Raw genomic sequence first — 24,146 nt, 5'->3', positions numbered from 1 at the left:
ATTTCGTACTGTATTACGTAGTACGATTGTACATGGCACTAAACCGCTTTAGAAGCGAGCATGCACGCGAAAAATAGACATTGGATAAACAGGAATTATCTTGTGTGAGGACATCCAAACGCCGGGCGAGCGTTGAAACCCGGTACGGCAAGGCCTGAGCACTGTTTGGATGGAGGGGAGGAAGAGGGAGGCGAGAAGGAGATGGGGGCGCAGGCCTTCCGGGCGCTACTCGAAGCCCGGCGCGCCAACGAGAAGCAACGTCGCGTGACCTGCCCTCCCTGGGCCGGACGTAAGCGCTGCGTCAGAGCCCGGAGCGCAACCAATGGCGCTAGCGGCCCTGGCCGAAACAGGCGGCGATGGCCTCGCGCACCCGCAGCACCGCCGGATCGACCTGGGCCACGGTGCGCCAGCCCAGCTCGATCGGATAGCGCGGCAGCGCCAGCGGGCAGGGCAGCATCGCCAGCCCGGCGAGCCGGGACACCGCTTCGGCGGCATGGCCGGGAATGGTCGCGATGGCGGCCGTGCCGCGCAGCAGATAGGGCAGGGCGGCGAAGTGGCTGGTCGAGGCGCAGACCGTGCGCGACAGCCCCAGGCTGGCCAGCGCCTCGTCGACGATGCCGATGAAGCCGCCCGAGGAAATCAGGATCTGCTCCCGGGCGACGAACTCTTCCACGCTCAGCGCCTGTTGCCCCGGCTGCAGGCTCGCGGCGTCCACCACGCAGCGGTAGTCGCCTTGGCCCAGCACCTGGCGGCTGAGCAGGCGCTCGTTGAAGCCGCCGGCGGTGATCGCCAGGTCGATGCGGCGCTCGCTCAACGCCTCGGCGACGATCTGGCTGTGGGTCTGGCGGAAGATCAGCCGCAGCCCCGGCGCCCGGGCGCGCAGCTCGTCGATCAGGCGGCGGCCGTAGGCGATCTCGAAGTCGTCCGACAGCCCCAGGGTGATCGCGCGCCCCGTGTAGTCGCCGGCGTGCGGATCGAGCAGCGCCAGGCTCTGGCGGCACTTGTTGAGGGCCTCGGCGATCAGGGGCTTGAGCTGGTCGGCCTTCAGGGTGGGGGCCAGGCCGCGCCCGGTGCGCACGAACAGCTGGTCGCCGTACACCTCGCGCAGGCGGCGCAGCGCCGCGCTCACCGCCGACTGGGTGACGCCCAGGCGCAGGGCCGCGCGGCTGGCGCTGGCCTCGTCGTGCAGGGCTTCGAAGACCTTGAGCAGGTTGAGATCGAGTTGGGCGATATTCATATGGCTCATATCGTTAAGTGGCAGGGGCGGCTTTATTCATGATTCGCCACGGTTCGACAATGTGCAACGTCAACGCACAACGTCCATGCCCAGCGAGGAGTACCGTCACCATGCCCAAGTCCATCGTCGCCGCCCTGCAGATCGGTTCGCTGCCCGCCGGCAAGGCCGCCACCCTCGAGCAGATCCTCTCCTACGAGGACGCCATCCGTGCATCCGGCGCCAGCCTGGTGGTACTGCCCGAGGCCCTGCTCGGCGGCTATCCCAAGGGCGAGCGCTTCGGCACCCAGCTGGGCTACCGCCTGCCGGAAGGCCGTGAAGCCTTCGCCCGTTACCACGAAAACGCCATCGACGTGCCCGGTGCGGAAACCGAGGCGCTGGCCGCGCTGTCGGCGCGCAGCGGCGCCAACCTGGTGGTCGGGGTGATCGAGCGCAGCGGCCACAGCCTGTACTGCACCGCGCTGTTCTTCGACCCACAGGACGGGCTGGTGGCCAAGCACCGCAAGCTGATGCCCACCGGCACCGAGCGGCTGATCTGGGCCAAGGGCGACGGTTCGACCCTGCCGGTGGTCGAGGGCCGGGCCGGCCGGTTGGGCGCGGCGATCTGCTGGGAGAACTACATGCCGCTGCTGCGCACCGCGATGTACGCCAAGGGCGTCGACATCTGGTGCGCGCCGACGGTCGACGAGCGCGACATGTGGCAGGCGACCATGCGCCATGTCGCCTGCGAGGGCCGCTGCTTCGTGGTCAGCGCCTGCCAGGTGCAGGACTCTCCAAACGCCCTGGGCCTGGAGGTCGAGGGCTGGCCGGCGGAGCGTCCGCTGATCAACGGCGGCAGCGTCATCGTCGGCCCGCTGGGCGAGGTGCTGGCCGGCCCGCTGCTCGGCGAGCGCGGCCTGCTGGTGGCGGAAATCGACACCGATGAGCTGGTGCGCGCCCGCTACGACTTCGACGTGGCGGGCCATTACGCGCGGCCGGACGTGTTCGAGCTGGTGGTGGATGAGCGCGCCAAGCCCGGGGTCAGGTTCATCTGAGTTCCGACGCGCGGGGCGAGCGCACCGCGAGCGCGCCCGCCCGGCCGAGCCGCGCCTTCGCGGGCAACTTGCGGGGCGGATGGCCGGGACCTAAAGTCGGCAAGAGTCGATCTTTCCTGTCCTGAGTTCGGAAGCCACTAAACAATGAGTACCCGCCGCAGCGATCCCCTGGCCCAGGTCAGCGACTTCGATATCCGCCTGCTCAAGCTGTTCCGCAGCGTGGTGGAGTGCGGCGGCTTCTCGGCGGCGGAAAGCGCGCTGGGTATCGGTCGCTCGGCGATCAGCCAGCAGATGAGCGACCTCGAGCAGCGCCTGGGCCTGCGGCTGTGCCAGCGCGGCCGCGGCGGTTTCGCGCTGACCGAGGAGGGCCGCGAGGTGTACCAGGCCAGCCTGCGCCTGCTGGCGTCGCTGGAGAGTTTCCGCGCCGAGGTCAACGGCCTGCATCGCCATCTGCGCGGCGAGCTGGACATCGGCCTGACCGACAACCTGGTCACCGTGCCGCACATGCGCGTCACCCACGCCCTGGCGCGCCTCAAGGAGCGTGGCCCCGAGGTGCGCATCCAGATCCGCATGACGCCGCCGAGCGAGGTGGAGCAGGGCGTGCTCGACGGTCGCCTGCACGTCGGCGTGGTGCCGCAGGCCGGCGCGCTGAGCGGGCTGGAGTACCACTTCCTGTACGAGGAGCGCTCGCAGCTGTACTGCGCGGTCGGTCATCCGCTGTACTACGTGGACGAGGCCGAACTGGACGACGAGCGTCTCAACGAACAGGACGCCATCGCGCCGACCTTCCGCCTGCCGGCCGAGGCGCGCGCCCACTACCAGGCGCTGCGCTGCACGGCGAGCGCCTCGGATCGCGAAGGCATGGCCTTCCTGATCCTCACCGGGCGCTACATCGGCTACCTGCCCGATCACTACGCCCGCCAGTGGGTGCAGGAAGGCCGCCTGCGCGCGCTCAAGCCGGCGTCGCGCTACTACGACATCAGCCTGGCCTGCGTCACCCGCAAGGGCCGCCGGCCGCACCTGGTGCTGGAGAGTTTCCTGGAGGCGCTGGGCGTGAGCGGCTGAAAGGCGCTGCGCCGCTGAAGAGGACAGGTTGCGAGACAGCCATCGTGGCCATAAAAAGAAACCCCCGCCGATGGCGGGGGTGTTCTTTTGCGGTAACGCCGATCCAGGGAGACTGGATCAGAAGCGGTAGTTCGCGCTCAGCTCCAGGGTGCGCGGCGCACCGGGGGTGATCAGGTCCACCGAGCCGTGGGCGGAGGCGTAGTACTCCTTGTCGAAGACGTTCTTCAGGCGCAGGGCCGCATCCCATTGCGGCTCGGCGTAGAACAGCGCCGCGTCGTAGGTGGTGTAGCTGGGCATCACCACCTTGTTGTCCAGGGAGGTGAAGCGCTCGTCCACGTAGTTGGCGCCTGCGCCCACACGCCAGCCCGGGTTCAGGGAGCGCACCACCCACAGGTTGGCGGTGTTGCGCGGGGTCAGGGTGGGGGTCTGGCCTTCGTTGGCTACGCCGTTGGTCTTGGCGGGAGACTCGGTGATCTCCGCGTCCAGGTAGGCGTAGCCGCCGTAGACCTGCCACTTGTCGGTGAGCTGGCCGCTGAAGGTGGCTTCGAAACCGTCGGTGCGCTGCTCGCCGGCCAGCACCGTCAGGTTGGTCGCCGGGTCGACGGCCTTGATGTTGGTGCGCTCGAGACGGAAGATCGCCGCGGTCACCGCCAGGCGGTTGTCCAGCAGGTCCCACTTGGCGCCCAGCTCGTAGTTGGTGGTCTCTTCCGGCTCCAGGTGCTCGGCGGCGGTGCTCAGGGCGAAGACTTCACCCGAGGGCTGGTAGCTGCGGCTGACGGAAACGTAGTAGGACTGCACCTGGTCCGGCTGGAACACCAGGCCCGCGCGCGGGCTCCAGGTCTTGTCGGTACGGTCGAGGTCGACGTTCTGCGTGCGCCTGTCGTCGTACTCCTGGCCGAAGATGTCGTAGCGCACGCCGAGCAGCGCCTTCCACTGGGAAGTCAGCTCGATCATGTCCTGCACGTAGAAGCCGGCGGTTTCCTGGTAGTTGGTGCCCTTGGAGGTCAGGGTGCTGGCATGCTCCGGAACCGCCACCAGGGCGTCGCGGTAGACCGGCACCTGGGCCACGTTGCTCTGGCTGAACACCCGCTGGTACTTGTCCTGGTAGCCCACTTCCACGCCGTAGAGCAGGTTGTGCTGCATGCCGGCCAGTTGCAGCTGCTGCTTCAGGTCGGTCTGGTTGAACAGGCCGTACTCGTCGCGCGCCACGTTGCCGCGGTTCAGCTTCACCAGCAGTTCGCCGTTGGACGCGGTGACGAAGCGGCTCGCGCTGCTGTCGGCCAGGGTGTTGTTGCGGTCCAGGTCGTAGCGGTAGTAGCGGGTGGCGTTGGTCAGGGTCAGATCGTCGTTGATCCGGTAGTCCAGGCTGGCGGTGAAGGAGAACACCTCGCTGCGGGCGTAGTCCTGGTCCTCGTCGCCGGAGCCGAAGCGCTTGTCGCTGTCGACATCCACCGGGCGGTCGCCACGGGCGGGGATGCCGAAGTCGATCAGGCGCTTGTCGTAGAGATAGGTGGCGCCGACGTTCAGCTCCAGGTCGTCGGTCAGACGGAAGTAGGCCGAGGGCGCGATGGCCTTGCGGTCGATGTAGCCATCGTCGCGGAAGGTGTCGCTGTCCTCGTAGGCGCCGGTGACCCGGAACGCCTGGTCGCCCTGCGGGTCGGCGCTGCCGGCGTCGAACTGGGTACGGCGCTTGCCTTCGCTGTCGAAGCTGACCCCCACTTCCTGCTTGGGAGCGAAGCTCGGCTTCTTGCTCACGCTGTTGATCAGGCCGCCGGACGAGCCACGGCCATACAGCACGGCCGCCGGGCCCTTGATCACCTCGACCCGCTCGATGTTGGAGAGATCGCGGAAGTACAGCGCGTCGTCGCGCATGCCGTCGATGAACTGGTCGCCGATGGCGCTGAAGCCGCGGATGGTGATCTGGTCGCGCTGGCCATCGCCGTTGGACAGACCGACGCCGGGCACGTTCTTCAGCACGTCCTCCATGGACTGGGCGCCCTGGTCCTTGATCACGCTCTCGGGCACCACGTTGACCGTCTGCGGGATGTCGCGCAGCGGTGCGTCGGTCTTCAGCGCGCTCTTGCTCTCGCTGGCCTTGTAGTTTTCCTGCTCATTGGCACCGGTAACGCTGGTGGCCGGAATTTCCAGGGCCGCCTGCGATTCCGCGTGCAGCGCGGGAGCGACGAGCAAACCGAGTAGCGACAGACAGGCAGGGCTGATGCGGGCCTGGCGGGTGGTCTTGTTCATGGGGGATAACACTCCTGATTGTTAGTACAGCCATCCACCCTGCTCCGAGACGAGCAACGGCGGGCCCGCTCGTGCGGGCGTCGCGTCGGTGGCGTTAGGGGCAGGCGAAGGCTTCGTCCGGCGCAAGGCCGGGGCGAAGGGGATGGCTTCCTTGTAATGCAATTCTTTTTCTAATGAGAATTGTTATCGATCCGTAAAGGAATTGTAAAGCCCTGATTGGATGAAACATTCGCCATCCCGTGGCGAGCGCTCACGCCTCCAGGAAGACCATCTGCGGCGGCTCGTGCATCAGGAATTGCTGGTGCGAGATGTTCCAGGCGTAGGCGCCGGCGAGGGTGAACACCAGGAGGTCGCCGACCGCCAGGGCGGCCACCGGCTGCTGGCGGGCCAGCACGTCCTTGGGCGTGCACAGCTGGCCGACCAGGGTCACCGGCTGGTTCTCCAGTTCCGCCGGTTGGCTGCCGCGCACCACCACGAAGGGATGGTCGTGGCCCTGCGCCGCCGGGGTGCGGAAGTGGTGGGTGCCGCCGCGCGCCACGGCGAAGTGCTGGCCGTGGTTGCGTTTGAGGTCCAGCACCTCCATCACGTAGTAGCCGCAGGCGGCGGTCAGGAAGCGGCCGATCTCGAAGCGGATGCGCGTGCCGGCCATGCCTTCCTCGGCGATCAGCGCGGCGAGCCCCGCGCAGAAACCCGGCCAGTCGAAGGAGGAGGCGTGGTCCCGGTAATCGATACCCATCCCCCCGCCGACGTTGAGCAGGGAGAGATCCAGGCCGTGGCGCGCGTTGAGCTGGCGGAAGCAGCGCAGGTAGCTGCGCATCAGCTGCAGATGGGCGGCGCCGTCGAGTTGGTGGGAGAGCATATGGAAGTGCAGGCCTTCCAGCTTCAGCCAGGGCTCGCCGGCGAGCAGCGCCAGGGCGACGTCCAGGGCTTCCTCGTCGAGGCCGAAGGGCGTCGGCTTGCCACCCATCACCAGGCGGCTGTCCGGCGCCTGGTCGAGCTTGAGGTTGAGCCGCAGCAGCACCGGGGCCGGGCGGCCGCAGGCCCTGGCGACGACCGCCAGGCGGCGGAGCTCGCCGAGGCTTTCCACATGGAAGGCGGCAACTCCGCAGTCCATGGCCGCGGCCAGCTCGCTGTCCAGCTTGCCAGGGCCGCCGAAGATCAGCGGCTTGTCGGGGTGGCACTGGTGCAGCCAGCGCAGCTCGCCGCCGGAGGCCGCCTCGAAGCCGTCGACCCAGGGCGCCAGGGTGCGCAGGATCGGCGCCTCGGGGTTGGCCTTGGCGGCGTAGAACAGCGCGCAACCGGCCGGCAACGCCGCGCGCAGGGCGCGGGCGTGGCGCGCCAGCGCCGGCAGGTCGTAGAGATAGGCGCACAGCGGCTCGCGGTGCTGTTGGCGCAGTTCGGCGATGGCCTCTTGAACGGCAACGGGCAGGCTCATTGGCAGGCTCCAGGGGCGGCGGCGCCCGCAGCGGTCAACGGATTGGGCAGGGCGGTGTAGCCGGCCTCGCGGTCGGCCTTCATCAAGAGGCGAGTCATGAAGTTCTCCTTGCTCGGCAGGGGCGCGCCGGCGCACAGCTCGCGCAATGCCGGCGGATCGCCGAGCGGCGTGCGCTGTGTCTCGAGGATGGCGGCGATCTCGCGCCACAGGCGTTTCTCCAGCGCCAGGTCGCCGCCGGCCAGATGGAACACCGCCTCGCCGAGGTTGTTGACCAGGGCGCAGTAGGCGACCCGCTTCCAGGCCTTGTCGGCGTCGTAGTGCAACGAGGCGCGGGTGCGCGTGTCGAGGTGGGCGAGGCGCTCGGCCGGCCAGTGTTCGGGGACCAGCTTGGTGCCCTCCAGGTCGCGGATCCACACGCGGCAGGGCAGGCCCTGTTGGTCGAAGCCGAGCAGGGTGTTCTGCAGGTGCGGTTCGAGCACCACGCCGTGGCGGAACAGGCAGAGCAGCGAGCCGCCCAGCAGCAGCCCGGCGTAGGCGCGCAGCCAGCGCACGGCAGCTTCGCCCGGGTCGACGCGAAGCTGCGCCGCGCACTGCGCGACCAGCGGCTGGCAGGCGCTGGCGCCGTCCAGGGTCCAGGTGAACAGCGCCATGGCGACCCGCGGCTGGTAGCGCGCGCGGCTGGCCGCGTCGAGGTTCTGCCGGTAGAGGATGCCGAAGCACTCGGTGACCTCGCGGGCTTCCTCCACGCTGCCGTAGGCGGACAGGTCCAGGGTGCTGGCGGCCGGCTCGGGCATCAGCGCAAAACCCGGCACGCTGGCGTCCAGCTCGCTCATCAGCGGGCCGAGCAGGCGGGTCAGCGCCACCGCGCTGTCCAGCTCGTACCAGGCGTTCTTGCGCACGCAGTTGGTCAGCCGCACGTGGATCGAGAACTTGAGGAAATGGCTCAGCTCGGGATGGTAGAGGGTGCGCACCGAAGAGGTCGGGTAGAGCGCCAGGCCCTGCGGGCCGAGGTATTCCAGAAGGCCCCGCTCGCGCACCCGCTGGACCAGCGGGTCGGCCAGCACCCGGGCGACTTCCCAGGGATGGCACGGATAGAGGTGCTCGGCGCCGGCGACCTGGGCCAGCAGGCCGCGCGGGTCGTCGCCCTGGTGGCGGATCAGCGCCGGATCGACGCGGAACCAGTGCAGCGGGAACTGCGCGCCGACTTCCGGCGAGCAGGCCAGCAGGTCGGCCTCGGAAACGCCGTCGCGGCTCTTGGGCGTCGGATGCAGGGCGTGGCCCCAGACCTGACCCTGCTCGGAATGCAGCAGGCTGTCTATGGGCTCAGGGCTGTCCATGGGCTCATGGCTGTCCATGGGCTCGGGGCTGCCGGAAAGCTCATGGTTGGAGGCGCGGGCGTGGCCGAGGAAGGTGCGGGTGATGCGCAGGCTGTTGTCGATCTGCTGCAGCAGTTCGGCGTGGCGTTCCGGACCGCTCAGCGGGGTGAGCAGCAGGCGGGCGAGGCTGCTGGCGTCCAGCGCCTGCCAGCCCTGGCCGTGGCCCTTGAACCAAGGCGCGCTGAGGAAGCGGCAGCGGCCGAGCACGCTGGTGCGGTCGGCGAGCAGCGCCAGGCGGCTGCCGTCGGCCAGGCGCACCTGCACGCGGCGGCCGGGCAACTGGCGCAGCCCCATGGGCAGGTCCTGGGCCTGGCAGTCGAGGCTGGCCTCGCCGCGTGGCAGGGCGTATTCGCGCAGGTAGCAGTTGAGCAGGCAATCGATGGCGTGGCGCTGGGCGGCGCCGTCGAGGGTGCGTTCTTGGGGCGTACGAATGGCGAGGGTCATGGAGCGGTTTCCGGCGAACGGGAAGCCAGGGGGTGAGCCATGGCCAGCGCGGCGAGCGCGGCCAGGCAGGCGATCAGGAACGGCATGGCGTTGCCATGGAGCTGGACGGCGAGGCCGGCGGCCAGGCCAGCGGCGCTGCCGGCCCACTTGCCGCTGGCGTCGAACCAGCCGAACAGGCGGCCGGCGCCGCCCGGGTTGCGGCGCTCGGCGAGGCAGCGGTGCAGGCCGACGAAGGCGAGCAGCATGCCCAGCCCGGCGAGCAGGCGCAGGGCGACCAGCAGCTCGGCGGGCGGGTGCAGGAACTGCAGCAGGTTGGCCAGCGCCAGCACCGCCAGGCCCACCGCCAGCAGCGGGCCGCCGCGGCGCTGCACCCAAGGCAGGGCGAGCAGGTAGACCAGGTGCGGCAGGCTGTAGAGCAGGCCGATCAGCGCGTCGTTGCTCATCCCCAGCGATTCGCCGTAGGGCACGAAGTAGGGGAAGGTCACCACCATGGCGAAGCTGAACAGGAACTGCACGGCGAGCAGGCGCAGCAGGTCCGCCGGCAGTTCGCCGCCCGCCGGCGGGCCATCCGCGCTGCGTACCTGCTCGCGCGGCGCGTCGGCCGGCAGCGGCAGCACCAGCAGGAAGGCGGCCAGCGGCAGCCAGACCAGGTAGCGATACATCTCGATACCGAGGCCCGCGCTGGCCAGCAGGCCGACCAGCACCGGCCCGCTGAGCATCGCCAGGCGCGCCGAGTACTGGGTCAGGTTGAGCGCCCGCGCCAGGCCTTCGCCTTTGAGCTGGGTCGCCAGATAGGCATTCGACGCCGCCATGGCGCCGCCGAAGGTGCCCTGGACGACCAGCGCGAAGGTGAATACCGCCAGGTTCGGGCTGAACCCGGCGAGCAGGAAGCCCGCCGCCAGGCCGGCATGCGCGCGCAGCAGCGACAGCCGGCAGCCATGGCGGTCGGCCAGGCGCCCCCACACGGGCGCCGCCAGCGCGGTGCACAGGGTCGGCAGCACGTAGAGCACGCCGATGCTCCAGGTCGGCGCCGGGGCGTCGAGGTCGGCGAGGATGCGCGGCAGGAACAATGGCGCACCCAGGGCGGTGAAGGCCGACAGGTAGTGGCCGAGCAGCACGCTGGCGGTCAGTCGGCGGGACATGGGCTCGCCTCCTGCAGGAAGTTCGCCGCGCTGTAGCCGTAGAACTTGTTGATGTCCGCCGCACCCGAGTGCGCCTTGCTGAACAGGCTGCCGGCGCTGAGCAGGTATTTCACCGGCAGGCGCGGGGCGTCGAGCAGGAAATGGCGCGCCTCGTCGACCGCCACGCCTTCGTTCTCCAGCGCGTCCAGAGCGGCGGCCAGGCGCTCGCGCAGCAGCGCATACAGGCTCGCGCGCCCGGCGAGGCCGGCCGCGGCCATCGCCTCCAGCGGGGCGATCATGTTCAGCTGCAGGGTGATGGTGCAGAACATCTCGGCCAGCGGCCGCGTGCCGTCGACGCGAATCCGCTCGTCGCGCAGCTCGGCGAGATGCGCGACCAGATCGGGACAGGCGCTGGCGAAGCGCGCCGGCCACAGGCGGGCGGCGTCGTTGTCCTTCATCAGCAGGCGCAGCGGCCGGCCGGCCTCGAACAGCAGCACGGCGTTCTGCTGGTTGGCCTCCAGGGCGATGCCGTAGACCAGCCACAGGCGCAGGTGCACGGCCAGCAGCAGGTCGACATACTCCTGCCACCAGGCCAGCAGGTCGCCGGCGTGGAAGCGCTCGGCCAGCGCCGCGACCAGCAGGCGTCCGTCGGGCAGGCGGCTGGCCAGGGCGGCGACCGGCACCGGGGTCGTCCGCTCCAGGCCGTCCGGGTAACGGCGCAGGATATAGGCCAGGTGGCGCGCGTCGGCGGCGTGGCCGCCGTGCTGCTCGTCGACGTGGATATAGCGCGCGCCGAGCTGACCGTCGCGCGCGGCCAGCGCCTGCAGCACGGTCTGGAACCAGTGGCCGTCGTGGATGGTGCTCGGCTTGATCAGCCGCAGGTTGCGCGCGCCGAGGGTGCGTACCAGCAGCGGCAGCTTGATATGCCAGCGCGGCGCCTCGACGCACAGCACGGTGCGCACCGAGAGGGTCGGCTCCACCTCCAGGGCGGCATGCGGCGCGCGCAGGCAGCCGGCCGGCAGGCCGTGGTGTTCCAGTTCCGGCCAGGTCAGCGGATGCACCGGCAGCAGCGCGTGGCTGATCTCCAGCGCGGCCGGCAGGCCGACTGCGGCGAAGCTCGGCCACAGCGCCGGCGGCGCGCTGGTCTGCTCGAGCAGCGCCCTGGGCACCGCCAGCCAGCGCAGGTGGAAGCGCGGCGCGAACTCGGGGGCGTAGCCCTGCAGGGCGGCGGCGTCGAAGCCGCTCTTGGCCCGCGCGGTGGGGTAGAAGGGATGGTCCAGGTAGCTGGCCAGACGGTCGATGCCGAGCAGGCGGCGGCCCCAGTCGGCTTCGTCGAGGATCGTCTCCAGCGCGCCGGCCTGCGCGGCGTAGGCCGCGCCGCACAGGCGGCGGTGCTCGACCGCGCAGTCGGCCTCCTCCATGTAGTCGGCGAACAGCGCCAGGCTTTCGCCGTCCAGGCCGCGCGCCAAATGTTCCAGCCAGCGGCGATAACCCTGTTCCAGCGCTACGTGCTCGCCTTGGCGGCGCAGCCAGCGGTCGCCGACCGCGCTCCACGCCTGCAGCGGGCCGCCGCCGCGCACCGGCAGCCACAGCTCGCCGCCGCCCAGGTGGTCGATGCACAGCCAGTCGGGCTCCGCCGGCTGCGGCCAGTGGGCGGCCAGTTCGGCCGGCAGCGTTGTCTGGCGCGCGCGGCTGAGCAGGCCGCGGATGTCCTCGCGCAGGCAGCAGTCGAGGATGCGCTGGCCGATGACCGCGCGGTCGTGGTCCTGGCCCTGGTCTTGGTGAAGGTCGAGGTCGTGGAGATTCATGCCAGCTCCCAGCGCAGGTCGCCGCGCACGGCCGCGAACTGTGCCTGCAGCGCCGCGTCGTCGGGGGCGATCAGGCGCAGCACGCCGAGGTAGTCCTTGTTCGAGTGACTGAGGCGGATCTCGTCGCCGACCTCGCGCAGCGCGCAGTAGTCGGTCCAGTAGCCGGCGTCCTCGGCGCTGAAGCTGGCGGTGGTTCCGCGCAGCTGGCCGCCATGCGGAGCCACCAGGTAGTGGACCAGCGCCGCCGCGCTACTGGGCTGCGTCTCGTCCAGCGGCTCGCCCAGGTGCAGGGCGAGGATGCGCGCGAACCAGCCCTGCGGCAGCAGGCGGTCGAGCAGGAACTCGCGGCCGTCGCCGATGCTGCGGTAGTTGATCTCGACCAGCACCGGGCCGTCGGCGGTGAGGATGAACTCGCTGTGGCAGACGCCGAAGTTGACGCCGAAGGCGGCCACCTGGGCCAGCGCGGCGCTGCGCGCGGCGCGGCTCAGCGGGCCGTTCCAGCGCGCCTCCAGCTCGACGAAGTGCGGTGGCGGCGAGAGGGTCACGTCGAAGCCGCCGATGGCCTGCAGGCTCTGGCCGTCGCCGAGGGTTTCCAGGGTGAACAGCGGGCCCTCCATATAGGCTTCGAGCAGCAGCGCGCGGTTCGGCTGGCGTTGCCAGAAGGCCGCGCAATAGTCGGCCAGTTCGGCGGCGCTGCGGCACAGCTGCACGTCCAGGCTGGCGACGCCCTCGCGCGGCTTGGCCACCAGTGGGAAGGGCGCGTCGACGGGCAGCGCCGCGCCGGGCGTCAGGACCTGGAACCAGGGGCCGGGCAGGCCGAGGCGCTGCAGGCGCTCGCGCATCTCCGCCTTGTTCTTCGCCGCATGGCAGATCCGCCAGTCCTTGCCGGGGCAGGCGAAGGCTTCCGCCACCAGGGCGCAGCTGGTTTGCAGGTGGTCGCTGTTGGAAAACACCGCGCGCGGACGCTGGCCGTGGGCGTGCAGCAGTTCGATCACCGCCAGCGGGTTGAACACGTCGCACTCGAGGATCTCCAGGCCGTCGACCGCGATCTGCGCGTCGGCGAGGTGGCGCCAGTGCTCCTGGGCGTGGTCGGTGAGGATCAGCAGCGGCTGTCCGCTCTGCCGGGCGGCGGGCAGGAAGCCTTCGCAGACGGCATGGGTGGCGACGTGACTGAGGATGACGAGGGGCCTTTGCATGGGTTTCTCCTGGGCAATGGCGGGCCGACGGCAAGGCGGATGCGTTTGCCGGGGCAGGGGTAACGGAGGTGGGGCGGTATTCGGAGGCTAGGCGGACGCCCTTCAGCCCTCGACGGCGAAGTCGCGGCGCCGCGCCTTCAGGGCGTTGAGCAGCAGGCCGCGGTCCTCGCCGGCGAGAAAGGCGCGTACGCCGCGCTCGCGCCAGTGGCGAAGCTGCTCGGGCGTGCGCGGATTGGCGCAGAACGGCACCCCGGCCGCGCTGCAGGCGGCGGCGACCTGCTGCAGCGCTTCCCAGACCTGCGGATGCAGCGGATCGGCGCCGAGGCCCAGATCCAGCGCGAGGTCGAGGGCGCCTTCGAGGACCATGGCGATGCCGGGCAGGGCGAGGATCTCGGGCAGGGCGGCGATGCCGGCGGTGCTCTCGATCATCGGCACCAGGCGCGGCTCGACGTTGGCGAGATTGATGTAGTCGGCAAGGCCGAGGGCGCCGAAGCCGGTGCAGCGCCCGCCGCTGATGCCGCGTCGGCCCAGTGGCGGGAAGCAGGCGGCGGCCAGGGCCTGCTCGACCTGTGCGGCGCTTTCCACCCGCGGCAGGACGATCGCCTCGACCCCGGCATCCAGCGCCCGGCCGATCAGCTTGGCGTCGACCTCCGGCACGCGCAGCCAGGCCGCGATGCCGGCGGCCTCGCAGGCGCGCAGGCAGTGCATCAGCTCCTCGCCGGAGCGCAGCAGATGTTCGAGGTCGAGGATCACGAAGTGGTAGCCGGCGGCGGCGATCATCTCGCACAGCAGCGGCGATGGCACCGAGTTGAGCAGGCCGCAGACCGGCTGGCCGCGGTGCAGGCGCGCAAGGACAGGGGAGGGGCGCAGCATAGTAGATCCTTTACTAATTATTGGCTAATGAGAATTATTATCGTCATTGTGCCGCGCTGTAAAGCCCAGCCTTGTAGGGAAAGTGACAGGGTTGGCAGGTGGCGCTGGGCCGGGGGGCAAGCCGCGGGGAACGAGCGCTTCAGGTGGCCGCCCGTGCGTAGCCAGGGGACATGGCGCGGCGCGGCCAGAAGGGCGGATGGACGTAGAGGCGCGCGGGAGAGCGTCCCAGCGCAGGCCAGGCCGCAAGGGCGAGACAGCAGAAGCGGGTGCAGCGGGCCGCAGGAGGACGGCGCGCCAGACAGGGTCAGGCGGCGACTACGCCGGGCAGCGGCAGGTCGCGCAGGGGAAGCGCGTGCCCGCCACCAAGCGGGCCGGCGATCCGGCGGGTTCCGGCTGAACCGCGCGGAGTCCGTCGCGGCGGGCAGGGCGCCCGCCGGACGAGGGCGTTACGGTGCGCCGAACTGGATGCTGACCGACGACAGGGTATTGATCAGATACCAGCCGACCGCCGAGGTGGCCGCCACGGCCACGCCGCCGAGCCAGATGCCCAGGGCGATCTCGAAGGCCAGGCGCCGCTCGCGGCGCGGTGCCGCCGCGGCGCTGGGCCGGTAGTCGTCATAGTCGTCGTAGTCGTTTTCGTCTCGAATTGCTCGCATGGCCGCTCATTGCTGGGTGGTTCATTCGGCCGCGGACGGTAGACGCTTTCCCCGCCCGTTGCAATCCCCACTCGGCGCGTCGGGCTTTCAGGCCGCCAGGCTCTGCCAGTCCGCGCACCGCCCCTGACAGGTGCCCGGGCAGGCGCAGCCGGTGCGGCTCCTGCCGGTGGCCTGCTCCATGCGCCGCGCCACCTCCGGGTCGTCGGCGAACGGCAGCATGGTCGCCTCGTCGAGGTTGCGCTGGCTCCTACCGGACAGGCAGAGCTGCACCGCGATGAAGAACAGGGTCACGCAGGCCAGCGGCCAGAGTTCGTGGGTCATGGTGTATCTCCACAAATAAAAAGGCCCGGCGTGGGGACGCCGGGCGAAAGGTCATGCGCACTGCGCATGAGCCTGAGAGACGGCGGGGCCGGCCACGCGCACGGTGCGCCAGGTGTTGTAGGCCATCAGCAGCATGCCGGTGAGGAAGAAGGCACCGCCGATCAGGCGCACGATAAAGCCCGGGTGGCTGGCTTCGAGGGCCTCGACGAACGAGTAGGTCAGCGTGCCGTCCACGTTGGTGGCCCGCCACATCAGGCCCTGCATGATGCCGTTGACCCACATCGAGGCGATGTACAGCACCGTGCCGATGGTCGCCAGCCAGAAGTGCAGATTGATCAGCGCGACGCTGTGCATCTGCGCGCGGCCGAACACCCTGGGGATCAGGTGGTAGAGCGAGCCGAAGGTGATCATCGCCACCCAACCCAGCGCCCCGGCGTGCACGTGGCCGATGGTCCAGTCGGTGTAGTGGGACAGGGCGTTGACCGTCTTGATCGCCATCATCGGCCCCTCGAAGGTGGACATACCGTAGAAGGCCAGCGACACCACTAAAAAGCGCAGGATCGGGTCGGTGCGCAACTTATGCCAGGAGCCCGACAGCGTCATCATGCCGTTGATCATGCCGCCCCAGCTCGGCGCCAGCAGGATGATCGACATCACCATGCCGAGGGTCTGCGCCCAGTCGGGCAGCGCGGTGTAGTGCAGGTGGTGCGGGCCGGCCCAGATGTACAGGGTGATCAGCGCCCAGAAGTGCACGATCGACAGCCGGTAGGAATACACCGGGCGGCCGGACTGCTTGGGCACGAAGTAGTACATCATCCCCAGGAAGCCCGTGGTCAGGAAGAAGCCCACCGCGTTGTGGCCGTACCACCACTGCACCATGGCGTCGGTCGCGCCGCTGTACAGCGAGTAGGACTTGAACCAGCCGACCGGGATGGACAGGTGGTTGACGATGTGCAGCATCGCCGTGGCGAGGATGAAGGCGCCGAAGAACCAGTTGCCGACATAGATGTGCTTGGTCTGGCGCTTCATCACGGTGCCGAAGAACACCACCGCGTAGGCGACCCAGACGATGGCCATCACCACCGCGCCGGTGAACTCGATCTCGGCGTACTCCTTGGTGGTGGTGTAGCCCAGCGGCAGGCTGACCAGCATGATGGCGATCACCGCCTGCCAGCCCCAGAAGGTGAAGGCGATCAGCGGACCGCCGAACAGACGGGTCTGGCAGGTGCGCTGTACCGTGTAGTAGGAGGTGGCGAACAGCCCGCAGCCGCCGAAGGCGAAGATCACCAGGCTGGTGTGCAGCGGGCGCAGGCGGCCGAAGCTGGTCCATTCGAGGTCGAAGTTGAGGGCGGGCCAGACCAGCTGCGAGGCGATGAACACCCCCATGGCCATGCCGACGACGCCCCAGACCACGGTCATCACAGCGAACTGGCGCACCGCCCGGTAGTCGTACGCCTGTTCGGAAATCGTTGTGCTCATGTCGAAACCTTTCTGCTGACAGGGTGCTTGGCGGCCGCGGCGCAAGGCGCGGCACGTTGCACACTTTAGAAGTCGGGTTCGCTGCAAAACAGACTCAGATCGGCGCGATTAAACCGGATCAGAACGAGGCGAGGATGCGTCCGAGCACTTCCATGGCGCGCTCGCTCTGCGCGTCCCACGGATGGCCGTAGTTGAGCCGCGCGCAGTTGCCGAAGCGCCGGGTGGCCGAGAAGATCGGACCCGGCGCCAGGCTGATGCCCTGGGCCAGGGCCAGCTGGAACAGCTTGAGCGAGTCGACCTGCTCGGGGAATTCGAACCACAGGAAATAGCCGCCGCTCGGCCGGGTCACCCGCGTGCTGGCCGGGAAGTGCCGCGCCGCCGAGGCGAGCATCGACGCCTGCTGGCTCTCCAGCGCATGGCGCAGCTTGCGCAGGTGGCGGTCGAAGCCGCCGTGCTGCAGGTAGTCGGCGATGGCCGCCTGCGCCGGCACCGACGGCGAGATGGTGGTCATCAGCTTGAGCCGGCGGATCTGCTCGGCATAGCGCCCGCCGGCCACCCAGCCGACCCGGTAGCCCGGCGCCAGGCACTTGGCGAACGAGCCGCAGTGCATCACCAGGCCCTCGCGGTCGAAGCTCTTCACCGGCTTGGGCGGCTGGCTGCCGAAGTACAGCTCGGCGTACACGTCGTCCTCGATCAGCGGCACCTGGTGGCGCTGCAGCAGCGCGTAGAGGGCGCGCTTCTTGTCGTCGTCCATGCTCGCGCCGAGCGGGTTCTGCAGGCTGCTCATGAACCAGCAGGCCTTGATCGGCAGGCGCGCCAGGCTGTCCTCCAGACTGGCGAGATCGATGCCCTCGCGCGGGTGCACGGGAATCTCCACCGCCTTGAGCTCCAGCCGTTCCAGTACCTGCAGGGTGGCGTAGAAGGCCGGCGCCTCGATGGCCACCAGATCGCCGGGGCGGGTCACGCACTGCAGGCACAGGTTGAGCGCCTCCATGGCGCCGGTGCTGATCACCAGCTCCTCCAGCGGCAGCATCACGCCGCTGACCATGTAGCGCAGGGCGATCTGCCGGCGCAGGTCGGCGTTGCCCTCGGTCATGTCGGCGATCACCGCGTGCGGCGACAGCTCGCGCACGCCGTGGGCCATGGAGCGCGCCAGGCGGGCGAGGGGGAACAGGTCGGGACTGGGGAAGGCCGAGCCGAACGGCACGGTGTTGGGGTCCTTGAGCGAACCGAGCACCGAGAACACCAGCTCGCTGACGTCGACCGCGCTTGTCTGCGCCTCGCGGGCGCTGATCCCCGGCTCGGACAGCGGGTGGCGGGCCAGTTCGCGGACGAAGTAGCCCGAACGCGCCCGCGCCAGGATCAGGCCGCGGCTTTCCAGCAGGTAGTAGGCCTGGAACACGGTCGACGGACTGACCCCGTAGGTGCGGCTGGCGTGCCGCACCGAGGGCACCTTCTGGCCGGGGGCGAGCACGCCGGTGCGGATCAGCTCGGCGATCTCGTCGGCGAATTTCTCGTAGCGCTTCATCTTGTCCGGGTTCACCAGTGCCGGGATCGAGGCGTGAGAGTCTACCGAGTTGCTAGCGTTCATGGGATCGGCTCCGGGAACCCGAGTTGTACGGGCGAATGCATTGGCCCTGGCGCATCCCTGTAGGGGCGAATTCATTCGCCATGGGCCGCAACGCGGCCCCGATGTTGCCAAAGGCAGGCCGATGGCCTGCTTGGCGAATGAATTCGCCCCTACCGAGAGCCTCAGCGATGGCGCGGCGAGACGAAGGTGCTCTTGGCGGTGACGCGCACCTCGGACTCATCCAGGTCGGCCACCGCGAAGCGCAGCGTGGTGGCGCTGTCCGGGGCGTGCTCGGCGGTCAGCGCCACGCTCACCGCGACGTCGAGGATCTCGCCGGGGGCCAGCTGCAGCTCCTCGGCGCCCTGCAGCACGAAGGGGCCGGGCTCGACCAGCGTCACGGCGTAGCGGTGCGGCTGCTGGGTCTTGTTGATCACCTTGAGGCGGTAGATGTTCTCGATCTGCCCCGCGCTGTTCTCGCGGAACAGGCCGCGGTCCTTGGTCACGTCCAGCGACACCAGCGGGCGCGCGCTCAGGGCCCAGCCGAAGGCACCGAACATCAGCAGCAGCGCCGCCGCGTAGCCGACCAGACGCGGGCGCAGCCAGCGGGTCCGCTCGCCGGCCAGCTCGCGCTCGGAGGTGTAGCGCACCAGGCCGCGGGCGTAGCCCATCTTGTCCATGATGCTGTCGCAGGCGTCGACGCAGGCGCCGCAGCCGATGCATTCCAGCTGCAGGCCGTCGCGGATGTCGATGCCGGTCGGGCAGACCTGCACGCACAGGGTGCAGTCGATGCAGTCGCCGAGGCCGGCGGCCTTGTGGTCGATCTCCTTCTTGCGCGGGCCGCGGCTTTCGCCACGCGCGCTGTCGTAGGAGACGATCAGGGTATCGGCGTCGAACATCACGCTCTGGAAGCGCGAGTAGGGGCACATGTCGCGGCACACCTTCTCGCGCAGCCAGCCGGCGTTGACGTAGGTGGCGGCGCTGAAGAAGAACACCCAGAAGGCGCTGCCGGCGTCCAGCTGCAGGGTGAACAGGTCGTGCACCAGCGCGCGGATCGGCGTGAAGTAGCCGACGAAGGCCAGCGCGGTGACCAGGCTGACCGCCAGCCACAGGCCGTGCTTGGCGCCGCGGCGGGCGAGCTTTTCCGCCGACCAGGGCGCGGCGTCGAGCTTGATGCGCTGGTTGCGGTCGCCCTCGGTGACCTTCTCCGCCCACATGAAGATCCACGTCCACACGCTCTGCGGGCAGGTGTAGCCGCACCACACGCGGCCGGCGGCCACGGTGATGGCGAAGAGGCCGAAGGCGCAGATGATCAAGAGCGCCGAGAGCAGGATGAAGTCCTGCGGCCAGAAGGTGGCGCCGAAGATGTAGAACTTGCGCCCGGCCAGGTCCCAGAGCACCGCCTGGCGGTCGCCCCAGTTCAGCCAGGCGGTGCCGAAGAACAGCAGGAACAGCGCGCCGGCGCCGGCCAGGCGCAGGTTGCGGAACAGCCCGGTGAAGCTGCGGGTGTGAATGGCGCCGCCGGCTTGCGCGGGTGTCAGGCGCGTCGGTCGCGGCTCGATCGTCTCGACGATCTTCGCGGGAATGCGTTCGCTCATGGTGGGGGCTCCATCGGCCTACAAAAGATGGGGCCAATGATCCGCGCAGCGCTGCAGCGGAAACAGACTCAGATCCGTCGATAAAAAGCGGATCAGATGGGGCGGGTAGCACGGATAGACCAGGACAACCCCCGGCCTGTAGGGGCGAATTCATTCGCCAAGATGCCCCGCCAAGGCGAATAAATTCGCCCCTGCAACGGATTCCCTTCCTGCGCTGGCCCTGGCGGATGGCGGGCGGAGACTGCCGGCGGCGGGCGAGCCGCGTATATTCGCGCTCTTCAGCCACGACCACAGGACGATCCGCGATGGGCCCCATTCTGCTCGCCGACTCCCGCAACGCCGAGCTGCGCGCCGCCCTCCAGGCGCTGCGGCCCGATCTCGAATTCGTCGAGGAGTCCGCCGGCGCCGAGGCGCTGCGCCGCTGCGCGATCTGGCTGGGCGAGCCGGACCAGGCCGAGCGCCTGCTGCGCGGCGGCCTGCGGCCGCAGTGGCTGCAGTCGACCTGGGCGGGCTTCAAGCCGCTGCTGGCGGCGGACCTGCCCCGCGACTATCGGCTGAGCCGCGCCGTCGGCGTGTTCGGCCAGCCGATCGCCGAGTACCTGCTCGCCCATATGCTGGAGCGCGAGCAGCAGCTGCGCAGCCGCCGGGACAACCAGGCGCGCCGGCAGTGGGATGCGCGCATTCCCGGCTCGCTGTGCGGGCGTCGGGTGCTGATCGTGGGCGCCGGCGAGATCGGCCGCGAGGTGGCCCGCCTGCTCGCGCCGTTCGGCATGCGCCTGACCGGGGTCGCCCAACGCCCGCGGCCACTCGAACATTTCGAGCGGGTGGTCGGTCTCGACGGCCTGCACGAGGCCGCCGGCGCGGCCGACTATATCGTCAATATCCTGCCCGACACCGCGGGCACCGACGGCATCTACGACGACGCCTTCTTCGCCGCGCTCGATCCGGCGGCGCTGTTCCTCAACGTCGGGCGCGGCAATGCCGTGGTCGACGACGCGCTGGTCCGCGCGCTGCGCGAGGGACGGCTGGCCGGCGCGGTGCTCGACGTGTTCCGCGAGGAGCCGCTGTCGGCGGGACATCCGTTCTGGGACGCGCCGAATCTCACGGTAACCGGGCATATCGCCGGTCCCTTGGTGCCCGCCGCGGTGGCCCGCCTGTTCGTCGCCAACCTCGCACGCTTCGAGGCCGGCGAGGCGCTGCTCGGCGAGGTCGAGTTCGCCAGCGCCTATTGAGGCCGCAGGTGGCGCGCCGCAGCCGCTGAGCGGCGCATCTGATACGGTTTTTTCCGCCCGATCTGCCGCTGTTTTCGTCCGCCTCGTCCCGGCATAGTCGCCGCCAGATTGCCCGCCGCCGCGATGGCGCGGGCCGGCTGGACGAGGTGGCCCATGTACCAATACGACGAATACGACCGCGCCCTGGTGCTCGAGCGCGTCGCGCAGTTCCGCGACCAGATCGAGCGGCGCCTGAACGACGAACTCAGCGAGGAGGAGTTCCTGCCGCTGCGCCTGCAGAACGGCCTGTACCTGCAGAAGCACGCCTACATGCTGCGCGTAGCCATCCCCTACGGCACGCTGTCCAGCGAGCAGATGCGCACCCTGGCGCATATCGCCCGCCACTACGACCGCGACTACGGCCACTTCACCACCCGGCAGAACATCCAGTTCAACTGGATCGAGCTGGAGCAGGTCGGCGACATCCTCGAACGCCTGGCCGAGGTGGAGATGCACGCCATCCAGACCTCCGGCAACTGCGTGCGCAACATCACCACCGAGGCCTTCGCCGGCGTGGCCGCCGACGAGTTGCTCGACCCGCGGCCGCTGGCCGAGATCCTTCGCCAGTGGTCGACGGTCAACCCGGAATTCCTCTACCTGCCGCGCAAGTTCAAGATCGCCATCTGCTCGGCCGAGCAGGACCGCGCGGCGATCATGATGCACGACATCGGCCTGTACCTTTACCGCGACGAAGCCGGCGAGCTGCTGCTGCGGGTGATGGTCGGCGGCGGCCTCGGGCGCACGCCGATCCTCGCCCAGCAGGTGCGCGAGGCGCTGCCCTGGCGCCACCTGCTGTCCTACGTCGAGGCCATCCTGCGGGTGTTCAACCGCCACGGCCGGCGCGACAACAAGTACAAGGCGCGGATCAAGATCCTGGTCAAGGCGCTCGGCGTCGAAGCCTTCGCCCGCGAGGTGGAGGAGGAGTGGCAGCACATCAAGGACGGCCCGGCCGAGCTGACCGAGGCGGAATACCAGCGCGTCGCCGCGTTCTTCGCGCCGCCGGCCTACGCCGTGCTGGACGACACCGACCTCGGCTACGGCAGCGCGCTGGCCCGCAACCCGGCGTTCGCCCGCTGGGTGGAGCGCAACGTCCAGGCGCACAAGGTGCCGGGCTACGCCTCGGTGGTGCTGTCCACCAAGCCGGGCCCGGCGGCGCCGCCGGGCGATGTGACCTCGGCACAGATGGAAGGCATCGCCGAGCTGGCCGAGCGCTACGGCTTCGGCGAGATCCGCATCGCCCACGAGCAGAACGTGGTGCTGCCCGACGTGCGCAAGAGCGACCTGCACGCCCTCTGGCAGCGCGCCGGCGAGCTGGGCCTGGCCGCGCCGAACGTCGGTCTGCTCACCGACATCATCGCCTGTCCGGGCGGCGACTACTGCTCGCTGGCCAACGCCAAGTCGATCCCCATCGCCCAGGCCATCCAGCAGCGCTTCGCGGACCTCGACCACCTGCACGACCTGGGCGAGCTGAGCCTGAACATCTCCGGCTGCATGAACGCCTGCGCGCACCACCACCTGGGCAACATCGGCATCCTCGGCGTCGACAAGAACGGCAGCGAGTGGTACCAGGTCACCATCGGCGGCGCCCAGGGCAAGGCCGCCGCGCTGGGCAAGGTGATCGGCCCGTCGTTCGACGCCGCGCAGATTCCCGAGGTGATCGAGCGCCTGGTCGACACCTTCCTCGCCTACCGCGAGGGCGACGAACCCTTCGTCGACACCGTGCAGCGCATCGGCCTGGAGCCGTTCAAGGAACGGGTCTACCGCCAGGCGGAGGTGCCGGCATGAACAACCTGATCAAGCTGGGCGAAGGCGGCGCGCGCATCGTCGCCGACGATCCGTGGAGCTGGGTGCGCGAAGCGGCGGAGCCGCTGCCGGACGGCCCGCTGCTGCTGCCGCTGGCGCTGTGGCGCGCAAGGCAGAGCGCGGAAGTACTGGCCGGGCGCGCCGATACCCGCGATGGCGTCTGGCTGGCTCCCGACGACGAGCCGGAGGAACTGGCGCCCTGGCTGGCGGGCCTGCCGCTGATCGCCCTGGAATTCCCCAGCTTTCGCGACGGCCGCGCCTACAGCCAGGCCTACCTGCTGCGCACCCGGCTGGGCTGGCAGGGCGAGCTGCGCGCGGTCGGCGACGTGCTGCGCGACCAGCTCAGCCACATGCGCCAGTGCGGCTTCGACGCCTTCGCGGTGCGCGAGGACAAGCCGGCGCTGGATGCGCTCAAGGGCCTGACCGGCATCAGCGTGCTGTACGGACGCTCGGTGCTGGAGCCGCGACCGCTGTTCCGCCGGCGGATCGGCGTGGACGAGGAGGAGTAGGGCGTGAGCGTGCGCGGCCTGCTCCTGCTGCTGGTGTTCCAGCTGGCCGGCACCGCTCTGAGCCTCTGGCTGTTGCCGGCGCTGCCCGGGGCGATCCTCGGCATGCTGCTGGCCCTGGCCTGGCTGGGCATCGACGGGCGCGGCAGCGAGGCGCTGCGCCAGAGCGCCGGCACCTTGCTCCGGTATCTGCCGCTGCTGCTGGTGCCGCCGGCGGTGGGCATCATGGTGCAGTGGCAGCGGATCGCCGCCGATTTCTGGGCCATTGCCGCCGCGCTGGTGCTCTCGCTGCTGGTCGCCATCCCGCTGACCGGCGCGCTGATGCAGTGGCTGGTCCGCCGCCAGCTCGGCCAGGGAGAGCAGTCATGACGGCCATCTGGACGGCTATCGTCGGCCATCCGCTGTTCGTCCTCGGCCTGACCCTGCTGGCCTACCAGCTGGCCCTGGAGCTGTACCAGCGCAGCCGCTGGCTGCTGGCCCAGCCGGTGCTGGTGGCGACCCTGCTGCTGGTCGGCGCACTGTGGACCTGCGGCATCGGCTACCCGCGCTATCGCCAGGAGTCGAGCATGCTCTGGCTGCTGCTCGGCCCGGCCACCGTGGCGCTGGCGGTGCCGCTGCAGCAGAACCTGCCGCGCATCCGCCAGCTGTTCTGGCCGGTGAGCATCGCCCTGCTAGTCGGTGGAACGGTCACCGTTGTCCTGACCCTCGGCCTCGCGGCCCTGCTGGGCGCCGACCGGCAGATGCTGATGAGCCTGGCGCCCAAGTCGGTGACCTCGCCCATCGCCATCACCCTGGCCGAGCAGATGGGCGGAATTCCCGCGCTGACGGCGGTATTCGTGATGATCACCGGCGTTCTCGGCGCGGTGCTGGGCCCGCTGCTGCTCGACCGCGCCGGTGTGACCAGCCCGGCCGCCCGCGGGCTGAGTCTGGGGCTGTCGGCGCATGCGATCGGCACCGCCCAGGCCCTGCAGGAGGATCACGAAGCCGGGGGGTTCGCCGCCCTGGCGATGAGCCTGGCCGGGGCGGCCACGGCGATTCTGTTGCCGATGCTGATGGGGATTTGAGCGGGGATTGGCCTGCATAAACCGGCCCGTCCTGCCCCGCGAGAACGC

Annotated in this window: 20 protein-coding genes; 7 read left to right on the top strand and 13 right to left on the bottom strand. The window is 69.7% G+C overall.

Going from position 1 to position 24,146, the window contains the following annotated elements; all coding sequences use genetic code 11:
- Positions 1-328: 328 nt before the first annotated feature.
- Entirely contained in the window at positions 329-1,246 is a 918-nt protein-coding gene (locus LMJ29_RS15605) for a LysR family transcriptional regulator (RefSeq protein WP_229606445.1), read from the bottom strand.
- 101 nt (positions 1,247-1,347) lie between these two features.
- On the opposite strand from LMJ29_RS15605, the gene LMJ29_RS15600 reads away from it, so the two are divergent.
- Together LMJ29_RS15600 and LMJ29_RS15595 are read left to right on the top strand one after the other, a co-directional pair.
- Positions 1,348-2,268, top strand: coding sequence for a carbon-nitrogen hydrolase family protein (locus LMJ29_RS15600; RefSeq protein ID WP_229606444.1), 921 nt, complete (start codon positions 1,348-1,350; stop codon positions 2,266-2,268).
- Positions 2,269-2,412: 144 nt separating this feature from the next.
- Positions 2,413-3,333, top strand: coding sequence for a LysR family transcriptional regulator (locus tag LMJ29_RS15595; protein ID WP_229606443.1), 921 nt, complete (start codon positions 2,413-2,415; stop codon positions 3,331-3,333).
- A 117-nt stretch (positions 3,334-3,450) separates the two neighbouring features.
- On the opposite strand, the gene LMJ29_RS15590 is transcribed toward LMJ29_RS15595, so the two are convergent.
- The 12 genes from LMJ29_RS15590 to ccoG all read right to left on the bottom strand — a co-directional run bounded on the left by LMJ29_RS15590 (position 3,451) and on the right by ccoG (position 19,454).
- Positions 3,451-5,580 (bottom strand): TonB-dependent receptor, encoded by a 2,130-nt coding sequence (locus tag LMJ29_RS15590; protein ID WP_229606442.1) that lies wholly within the window; start codon positions 5,578-5,580, stop codon positions 3,451-3,453.
- A 250-nt stretch (positions 5,581-5,830) separates the two neighbouring features.
- Complete coding sequence (locus LMJ29_RS15585; protein ID WP_229606441.1) at positions 5,831-7,015, bottom strand: type III PLP-dependent enzyme; 1,185 nt, start codon at positions 7,013-7,015, stop codon at positions 5,831-5,833.
- Positions 7,012-8,835, bottom strand: a complete 1,824-nt coding sequence (locus LMJ29_RS15580; protein WP_229606440.1) for an IucA/IucC family protein — start codon at positions 8,833-8,835, stop codon at positions 7,012-7,014. The genes LMJ29_RS15585 and LMJ29_RS15580 overlap by 4 nt, the downstream gene beginning before the upstream one ends.
- Positions 8,832-9,977 (bottom strand): MFS transporter, encoded by a 1,146-nt coding sequence (locus LMJ29_RS15575; RefSeq protein ID WP_229606439.1) that lies wholly within the window; start codon positions 9,975-9,977, stop codon positions 8,832-8,834. Before LMJ29_RS15575 ends, LMJ29_RS15580 begins: the two co-directional genes overlap by 4 nt.
- Complete coding sequence (locus LMJ29_RS15570; RefSeq protein WP_229606438.1) at positions 9,962-11,764, bottom strand: IucA/IucC family protein; 1,803 nt, start codon at positions 11,762-11,764, stop codon at positions 9,962-9,964. Before LMJ29_RS15570 ends, LMJ29_RS15575 begins: the two co-directional genes overlap by 16 nt.
- Positions 11,761-12,960: an ATP-grasp domain-containing protein gene (locus LMJ29_RS15565; protein WP_229606437.1), complete on the bottom strand. Its 1,200-nt coding sequence runs from the start codon at positions 12,958-12,960 to the stop codon at positions 11,761-11,763. Before LMJ29_RS15565 ends, LMJ29_RS15570 begins: the two co-directional genes overlap by 4 nt.
- 102 nt (positions 12,961-13,062) lie before the next feature.
- A complete protein-coding gene (locus LMJ29_RS15560; RefSeq protein WP_229606436.1) occupies positions 13,063-13,833 on the bottom strand; it encodes an HpcH/HpaI aldolase family protein in 771 nt (256 codons plus the stop codon).
- A 446-nt stretch (positions 13,834-14,279) separates the two neighbouring features.
- Complete coding sequence (locus LMJ29_RS15555; RefSeq protein ID WP_229606435.1) at positions 14,280-14,489, bottom strand: hypothetical protein; 210 nt, start codon at positions 14,487-14,489, stop codon at positions 14,280-14,282.
- Between the two features lie 87 nt (positions 14,490-14,576).
- Positions 14,577-14,810: a cbb3-type cytochrome c oxidase subunit 3 gene (locus tag LMJ29_RS15550; protein WP_229606434.1), complete on the bottom strand. Its 234-nt coding sequence runs from the start codon at positions 14,808-14,810 to the stop codon at positions 14,577-14,579.
- Positions 14,811-14,861: 51 nt separating this feature from the next.
- Complete coding sequence (gene ccoN / locus LMJ29_RS15545; protein ID WP_229606433.1) at positions 14,862-16,289, bottom strand: cytochrome-c oxidase, cbb3-type subunit I; 1,428 nt, start codon at positions 16,287-16,289, stop codon at positions 14,862-14,864.
- Positions 16,290-16,407: 118 nt separating this feature from the next.
- Complete coding sequence (gene mapR / locus LMJ29_RS15540) at positions 16,408-17,817, bottom strand: GntR family transcriptional regulator MpaR (protein WP_229606634.1); 1,410 nt, start codon at positions 17,815-17,817, stop codon at positions 16,408-16,410.
- A 224-nt stretch (positions 17,818-18,041) separates the two neighbouring features.
- The gene (gene ccoG / locus LMJ29_RS15535; protein WP_229606432.1) at positions 18,042-19,454 is read right to left on the bottom strand and encodes a cytochrome c oxidase accessory protein CcoG; all 1,413 of its coding nucleotides are present in this window, start codon (positions 19,452-19,454) and stop codon (positions 18,042-18,044) included.
- Positions 19,455-19,759: 305 nt separating this feature from the next.
- Between ccoG and LMJ29_RS15530 the strand changes: the two genes are divergently transcribed.
- From LMJ29_RS15530 to LMJ29_RS15510, 5 genes are all read left to right on the top strand, one after another.
- The gene (locus LMJ29_RS15530) at positions 19,760-20,686 is read left to right on the top strand and encodes a D-2-hydroxyacid dehydrogenase (protein WP_229606431.1); all 927 of its coding nucleotides are present in this window, start codon (positions 19,760-19,762) and stop codon (positions 20,684-20,686) included.
- 153 nt (positions 20,687-20,839) lie between these two features.
- A complete protein-coding gene (locus tag LMJ29_RS15525) occupies positions 20,840-22,510 on the top strand; it encodes a nitrite/sulfite reductase (protein WP_229606430.1) in 1,671 nt (556 codons plus the stop codon).
- A complete protein-coding gene (locus LMJ29_RS15520; protein ID WP_229606429.1) occupies positions 22,507-23,037 on the top strand; it encodes a DUF934 domain-containing protein in 531 nt (176 codons plus the stop codon). Before LMJ29_RS15525 ends, LMJ29_RS15520 begins: the two co-directional genes overlap by 4 nt.
- Positions 23,038-23,040: 3 nt before the next feature.
- Positions 23,041-23,403 carry a CidA/LrgA family protein gene (locus LMJ29_RS15515; protein ID WP_229606428.1) on the top strand — a complete coding sequence of 121 codons (363 nt, stop codon included), beginning with the start codon at positions 23,041-23,043 and terminating at the stop codon, positions 23,401-23,403.
- Positions 23,400-24,098: an LrgB family protein gene (locus tag LMJ29_RS15510; RefSeq protein ID WP_229606427.1), complete on the top strand. Its 699-nt coding sequence runs from the start codon at positions 23,400-23,402 to the stop codon at positions 24,096-24,098. The genes LMJ29_RS15515 and LMJ29_RS15510 overlap by 4 nt, the downstream gene beginning before the upstream one ends.
- The last annotated feature ends 48 nt before the right edge of the window (positions 24,099-24,146 follow it).

The organism is Pseudomonas oryzagri (assembly GCF_020831405.1).
Taxonomy (GTDB): Bacteria; Pseudomonadota; Gammaproteobacteria; order Pseudomonadales; family Pseudomonadaceae; genus Geopseudomonas; species Geopseudomonas oryzagri.
The sequence above is the reverse complement of the archived record's forward strand: the minus strand, read 5'-3'. Positions and strand labels throughout refer to the sequence as shown.